Source organism: Vibrio sp. V43_P6S15P86 (assembly GCF_009904725.1).
Classification (GTDB): domain Bacteria; phylum Pseudomonadota; class Gammaproteobacteria; order Enterobacterales; family Vibrionaceae; genus Vibrio; species Vibrio diabolicus.
Window position 1 is genome coordinate 1 of sequence record NZ_WXWT01000255.1, and the last position, 6,953, is coordinate 6,953.

A 6,953-nucleotide genomic window follows, 5' to 3' on the forward strand; every position below is an offset into this window, starting at 1 on the left:
TATATAACGTAATAGCGATTAATGCTTGTGACGTATCCAACCGTTGAGCTTAAACTTTTCCGCATAACGACTTCCACGTTATTGAACCAAACATTAGGATCGTAGCCTTGCTGGGCTGCACGTTTACGAATTCGTTCTACATTCCCGGGGCCAGCATTGTAAGCAGCTAAGGTAAAGTAGAGTTTATTTTCCGCCGTAATAGCAGGATCACTGAAGTACTGCTTACGCAAAAATGCTAAATACTTCACGCCAGCATGAATATTGTTTTCTAGCTGCCGAACGTTTTTGATATTGATATTAGGGTCTCGAGCCGTGCTGGGTAGAACTTGCATTATGCCGACTGCACCTCGACTTCCAACGAGGTCGTTATTAAAGCCGGACTCTTTATAAGCGACGGCTGCGATCAGTAGATAGTCGATATCGTACTTCTCGCCATAGCGTGAAAACAACGTAGCAAGCTTTTCTAGTTGAGCAATTTTGTTGGGGTTAAGGGCTTTGTTTAGCCAACCTGTGTTATCGATGTATTTTCCGTAAATGACGTTACCGAGCAGTGTTCCAGAACGAGATTTATGAATAAACTTGTTCACGACGGCTTTCAAACTTGGGCTGTTTTCCCGCATTGCCCAAGCGATTTTACCATTTTCACGAATAGGAATTTCTGGGTGAGCTCGAATATCATCCATCACTTTCAGCCAAAGTTTGGCTTTATGGCTATCGAGAACAATGGCTTTGACGTAGCCGTTATTGAGCATCCCAACCAGTTCGTAGTCTTGCAGTGTTTCTTCAATAAAATGTACGACAACGGGTGGCAAGCCTTTTTTATTTAGCTTCTTATTTAGTGCTTGAATACTCTCAAAGTAGCTAGAACTGGCACGTACCCAAACCTCTTTGCCGCTCAGTTGCTCAATGTTAGTCATGGCTGGTGTGCTTTTGTTCGTGACTATCCACTCGTCAATACCAGTAAGAATGGGTGAACTAAAATCGACTTTCTGTTTACGTGTGTTGGTAATGGTCAGGTTGGCGACGACTAGATCACCGGAGCCATTTTCTAAGGCTGGCAGAAGTTGGTCACGGGCTAGAGGAATAATTTGTACGTTAAGTTTCGGTTTGAGCTTACGAAGGTCTTTTTCGAAATGCGCCAGGAGCTCAGCACCTATTCCTTTTGGTGTACCGCCCTCAATGTAATAGAAGCCTAGATCAGCAGAAACGAGGACACGTAAAACATTCTTCTCTTTAATAACATCGAGGTCCCCAGTGTAAGGAGGTTGCTTGAGTGGTGATATTTGCAGTGCGCAAACGGAAGCAGACAATAAGAGCAGCATAACTGCGCATAGCTTAGGTATCGTCACGTTCACATCCTTTTATAAAGGGGAGGGGAACTTTAAGCATATGTAGAGCCCCGTAGATCATCAAGCAAGGGCAGAACACGCTATTGCGGGTAATAAAAAACCGCCATGGTAAAAACGGTGGCGGTTTAGTTTGAAGCGGCTCAGTTACTTCACAGGGTTGAGCTCGATAAGCTTTTCAGTTCTTGCTACGGCGTCTTCCAAACCGAGTTGCTTGTAGGCCTCTAGCTGGATAGTCAGTGACTTACGTGCCGCTTCGGTGTCTGGGAATGCTTTTTGTAGCTCTTGACTGCGATTAATTGCAGCTACCCAGGCTTCACGGCGGAGGTAGAAGTCAGCCGTCGCTAAATCATAGTTCGCTAGGCGATTTTTCAGCGCAACCATGCGTTTTTGTGAGTCTTCTGCGTATGGACTGTTCGGGTAGCGTTGAAGCAGTTTTTTGAAGTCATCAAACGCTTTTTTTACTGGCTCAGGATCGCGATCGCTTCGATCTACGCTGAACAGATCATGCATAAAGTTACGATCTTGCGCCATATGGCTTAGGCCGCGCATGTACAGTACCCAGTCCATTTTTTCATGGGTTGGGTTTAAACGCATAAAGCGAGAAATGGTTGCCAAGCCCAAAGCAAGGTCGTCGTTTTTGTAGTACGCATAGATTAGGTCAAGCTGCACCTGTTCTGAGTAGGCACCGAATGGGTAACGTGAGTCTAATGCTTCCAGTTTCTCAATTGCAGAAAGCCAATTACCACTTTGAAGAGAAATCTGTGCGTCTGCATACAGTTCCGAAGGCGGCACATCAGGAACGATTTCTTCTTTGCTTGCACATCCAAACAGAAGGGATACCGCTAAAAGGCCTGTTAAAGTCTGACGTTTCATATCAGGAGTCTGTTCCTTGAATCTAAATATTTCTTAAGCTGCCGTTACTTTCTTTCCAGTAACAGATACAATGACGTAATAGTCTATTTTTTCACAGTCGTGAGCATTAGTCTCACAGTTTTTAAAAAAGTTCGATATGGCTCAGCAGATTGTATTAACAAATACCGTAAAAGATAGCCAGTTAGGTCAACGTTTAGACCAAGCTATCGCCGAATTATTCGCGGACTTCTCTCGCTCGCGCCTGAAAGAGTGGCTGCTTGATGGGAAAGTTCAAGTTAATGGTGAAGTTGTCACCAAACCTCGCACCAAAGTAATGGGTGGCGAGGAAATTACATTGCAAGCCGAGTTAGAAGATGAAGAACGCTGGGAAGCGCAAGATATCCCGCTAGATATCGTTTTTGAAGATGACGATATTATCGTTATCAATAAGCCTCGTGACTTTGTGGTTCACCCAGGTGCCGGTACGCCAGATGGTACGGTGCTTAATGCGTTGTTGCATCATTACCCTGATATCGCAGAAGTGCCTCGTGCGGGCATTGTGCACCGTCTGGATAAAGACACAACGGGTCTGATGGTGGTGGCGAAAACTGTACCAGCACAAACTCGCCTGGTTCGCGCACTGCAAAAACGTAATATTACTCGTGAGTACGAAGCGATCGCTATTGGTCGTATGACAGCGGGCGGTAAAGTGGACCAACCTATTGGTCGTCACTCTACTAAGCGCACGCTTATGGCGGTAGCACCAATGGGTAAACCAGCGGTAACGCACTACCGTGTCGCTGAACGTTTCCGCGAACACACACGTATCCGTCTGCGTCTTGAAACGGGTCGTACGCACCAGATCCGTGTGCACATGTCTTACCTTCAGCATCCGCTGCTTGGTGATATTGCATATGGTGGACGTGCTCGCATCCCGACAGGTGCTTCTGAAGAGCTAACGGCAATGATCCGTGGCTTTGACCGCCAAGCATTGCACGCCGTAATGCTACGCTTTGAACATCCAATTACGGGAGAAGTACTTGAGTTCCATGCCCCTGTGCCTGATGACATGGTGGCGATGACTGAAGCGCTTCGCCAAGATACGGAAGAGCACGGTTTACCGGAAGAGTTCTAAGATGAAGACAATCATTCCGAATTGGCGTGCGCCTAAAAATGTCAAAGCTTTTGCCTCAACACGTATAGGCGGTTTTTCGACAGGCCCTTATCAAGGGCTAAATTTAGGTACTCACGTTGGGGATGATTTGTCTTTAGTAGAGAAGAACCGAGCTTGGTTGGCGCAGCAGACGAACATGCCCAATGCGCCAATCTGGTTAAACCAAACACATTCGACTGTTGTGGCTCAAGCAAATGAACCAACAACACAAGTGCTTGATGCGGACGGTGTATTTACTTCTTCAAGCCATGTTGTTTGTTCAGCGATGACCGCCGATTGTCTACCTGTATTATTGACGAATACACAAGGCACTCAGGTAGCCGCCGTTCATGCAGGTTGGCGCGGCTTAGCAAATGGTATTGTCGAAAATGCATTAGCGTTATTTTCAGGTGAAGTGATAGCGTGGCTTGGCCCTGCCATTGGCCCTCAAGCCTTTGAAGTGGGTGAAGATGTTCTGCAAGCTTTTGTTGATTTTGACTCACAGGCGCATCAAGCTTTTATGCCACGAGAGGCTAAAGGTAAATGGTTGGCTGATATGTCAAAGCTGGCAACGCAACGTCTAAATCGAGCTGGTGTGACACAAGTGTTTGACTCTGGACTTTGTACTTACCAAGATAAAGCCTCTTTTTATTCGTATCGCCGTGATGGTAAAACTGGTCGGCAAGCCACCTTTATTTGGATTGAAGATTAGTTATAAGCACTAAAGTGCCAAGATGCATAGTGCTATTTTTGCAAAGCTATCTTTATTCATTCACTCCCTTGAAATTCCTCCTCTGAGTATCCATCTTTCTAACTGTCAAAAGAATTTCCTTTAGTTGAGGTTAGGAAGGTAGATATGCGTCTTGATCGATTCACAAGTAAGTTTCAAATCGCTATCTCTGATGCTCAATCACTAGCGTTAGGGCGCGATCATCAATATATCGAGCCAGTTCACCTAATGGTGGCTTTGCTTGACCAAAATGGCAGTCCAATTCGTCCATTGCTTACTATGCTGGATGTGGACGTAACGCATTTACGCTCTAAATTGAGTGAAATGCTAGATCGATTACCAAAAGTCAGTGGCATCGGTGGAGATGTACAGCTCTCTAGTTCGATGGGCACGTTGTTTAACCTGTGTGACAAAGTGGCGCAAAAGCGTCAAGACTCCTATATCTCGTCTGAAATCTTCCTGCTTGCTGCTTTAGAAGATCGCGGACCATTGGGGCAATTACTCAAAGAGATCGGTTTAACAGAGCAAAAAGTTAGCCAAGCAATCGAAAAGATCAGAGGTGGTCAAAAGGTTAATGATCCGAATGCAGAAGAGCTTCGCCAAGCATTGGAAAAGTTCACCATTGACCTGACCGAGCGAGCAGAACAGGGCAAACTGGATCCGGTTATTGGCCGTGATGATGAAATTCGCCGTACCATCCAAGTATTGCAGCGCCGTACTAAAAACAACCCTGTGATCATCGGTGAACCTGGCGTAGGTAAGACCGCAATTGTTGAAGGCTTAGCGCAGCGCATAGTTAACAATGAAGTGCCAGAAGGTTTGCGTGGTCGCCGCGTGCTGTCATTAGATATGGGCGCACTGGTTGCTGGTGCTAAGTACCGTGGTGAATTTGAAGAGCGCTTGAAGTCGGTATTGAATGAACTCGCAAAAGAAGAAGGTAATGTCATTCTGTTTATCGACGAGCTCCACACTATGGTTGGTGCGGGTAAAGGTGAAGGCTCAATGGATGCGGGGAACATGCTCAAACCTGCATTAGCCCGTGGTGAACTGCACTGTGTTGGCGCAACAACACTGGATGAATATCGTCAGTACATCGAAAAAGATGCGGCGTTAGAACGTCGTTTCCAAAAAGTGCTGGTGGATGAGCCGACCGTTGAGGATACCGTGGCGATTTTACGTGGCTTGAAGGAGCGTTATGAGCTTCATCATCACGTTGAAATTACTGACCCAGCGATTGTTGCAGCGGCGAGTTTGTCACATCGTTATGTTTCTGACCGTCAACTGCCAGATAAAGCGATCGACTTAATTGATGAAGCGGCTTCAAGTATTCGTTTACAAATTGACTCTAAGCCAGAGTCATTAGATAAGCTTGAACGTAAAATCATCCAACTTAAGATTGAGCAACAGGCGCTTAGTAACGAGCACGACGAAGCGAGTGAAAAGCGTTTGAAAGCGCTTAATGAAGAACTCAATGAAAAAGAACGTGAGTACGCTGAACTAGAAGAGGTTTGGAATACAGAAAAAGCCGCACTTTCTGGCACTCAACATATTAAGTCTGAGCTTGAACAAGCTCGTATGGATATGGAGTTTGCTCGCCGAGCTGGTGATCTAAACCGCATGTCGGAACTTCAATATGGTCGTATTCCTGAACTTGAGAAGCAGTTAGATCTTGCAACCCAAGCGGAAATGCAGGAAATGACACTATTGCGTAATAAAGTAACCGACAACGAGATTGCAGAAGTACTTTCTAAGCAAACTGGCATCCCAGTATCCAAGATGCTAGAAGCGGAAAAAGAGAAACTACTTCGTATGGAAGACGTACTGCATAATCGTGTGGTAGGGCAAAGCGAAGCGGTCTCTGTTGTATCGAATGCCATTCGTCGTAGTCGAGCTGGGCTTTCTGATCCAAACCGACCAATTGGCTCCTTCTTATTCTTAGGTCCAACTGGTGTAGGTAAAACAGAGCTTTGTAAGACACTTGCGAGCTTTATGTTCGACAGCGAAGATGCGATGGTCCGTATCGACATGTCTGAGTTCATGGAGAAACACTCAGTGGCCAGATTGGTGGGTGCGCCTCCAGGCTATGTCGGATATGAAGAGGGTGGTTACTTAACGGAAGCGGTTCGTCGCAAGCCGTATTCGGTAATTTTGTTAGATGAAGTAGAGAAAGCGCATCCGGATGTATTTAACATTCTGCTGCAAGTTCTCGATGATGGGCGTTTAACGGATGGTCAAGGCCGTACTGTTGACTTCCGTAATACGGTGGTGATCATGACATCGAACTTGGGTTCATCTCGTATCCAAGAGAATTTCGCAACGTTAGACTATCAAGGTATCAAGAGTGAGGTAATGGATGTGGTTAGCAAACACTTCCGTCCTGAGTTCTTGAACCGTGTTGACGAAATCGTGGTGTTCCATCCACTTGGTCAAGAACACATCAAGTCCATCGCTTCTATTCAATTGGAACGTTTGGCGAAACGACTAGAAGAAAAAGGCTATCAACTAGAGGTTTCTGACAAAGCACTTGATTTGATCGCTCAAGTTGGTTTCGACCCTGTATACGGTGCGCGTCCTTTAAAACGCGCAATTCAACAGAATGTCGAGAACCCATTAGCCAAATCGATTCTTTCTGGTGAAATTGTTCCAGACAAGAAAGTGCAGCTAATCGTTACTAATGACCAAATTCGTGCCCATCAGTAATTGCACAGATACAATAAGAAATGAGATAAAAATCACACTCAAGGGGCCATTTGGCCCCTTTTCTATAATGTTTTAGAACCTTTTGCCTGTTTTCTATACGAATGAACTAAAAAGGTGAGTTTTTTTAAAAAATGCACTTGTGTTCCTTAATGAACGCCCTATAATGCGC

General features: G+C 45.5%; 5 protein-coding genes. 3 read left to right on the forward strand and 2 right to left on the reverse strand.

Going from position 1 to position 6,953, the window contains the following annotated elements; genetic code table 11:
• A partial coding sequence (locus tag CAG69_RS11480) for a lytic transglycosylase F (RefSeq protein WP_161444266.1) occupies positions 1-1,322 on the reverse strand: 1,322 nt, incomplete at its 3' end.
• Between the two features lie 171 nt (positions 1,323-1,493).
• The gene (locus tag CAG69_RS11485) at positions 1,494-2,222 is read right to left on the reverse strand and encodes an outer membrane protein assembly factor BamD (RefSeq protein WP_006743118.1); all 729 of its coding nucleotides are present in this window, start codon (positions 2,220-2,222) and stop codon (positions 1,494-1,496) included.
• Between the two features lie 136 nt (positions 2,223-2,358).
• Between CAG69_RS11485 and rluD the strand changes: the two genes are divergently transcribed.
• The 3 genes from rluD to clpB all read left to right on the forward strand — a co-directional run bounded on the left by rluD (position 2,359) and on the right by clpB (position 6,784).
• Positions 2,359-3,336, forward strand: coding sequence for a 23S rRNA pseudouridine(1911/1915/1917) synthase RluD (rluD, locus tag CAG69_RS11490; protein WP_005385913.1), 978 nt, complete (start codon positions 2,359-2,361; stop codon positions 3,334-3,336).
• Between the two features lies 1 nt (position 3,337).
• Positions 3,338-4,066: a peptidoglycan editing factor PgeF gene (gene pgeF, locus CAG69_RS11495; protein WP_161444264.1), complete on the forward strand. Its 729-nt coding sequence runs from the start codon at positions 3,338-3,340 to the stop codon at positions 4,064-4,066.
• Positions 4,067-4,210: 144 nt separating this feature from the next.
• Positions 4,211-6,784, forward strand: coding sequence for an ATP-dependent chaperone ClpB (gene clpB, locus CAG69_RS11500; protein ID WP_005397478.1), 2,574 nt, complete (start codon positions 4,211-4,213; stop codon positions 6,782-6,784).
• The last annotated feature ends 169 nt before the right edge of the window (positions 6,785-6,953 follow it).

Bases quoted from the DNA above. Each gene is read 5' to 3' on its own strand.
- CAG69_RS11485 (WP_006743118.1), bottom strand. From the start codon at position 2,222: ATGAAACGTCAGACTTTAACAGGCCTTTTAGCGGTATCCCTTCTGTTT.
- rluD (WP_005385913.1), top strand. From the start codon at position 2,359: ATGGCTCAGCAGATTGTATTAACAAATACCGTAAAAGATAGCCAGTTA.
- pgeF (WP_161444264.1), top strand. From the start codon at position 3,338: ATGAAGACAATCATTCCGAATTGGCGTGCGCCTAAAAATGTCAAAGCT.
- clpB (WP_005397478.1), top strand. From the start codon at position 4,211: ATGCGTCTTGATCGATTCACAAGTAAGTTTCAAATCGCTATCTCTGAT.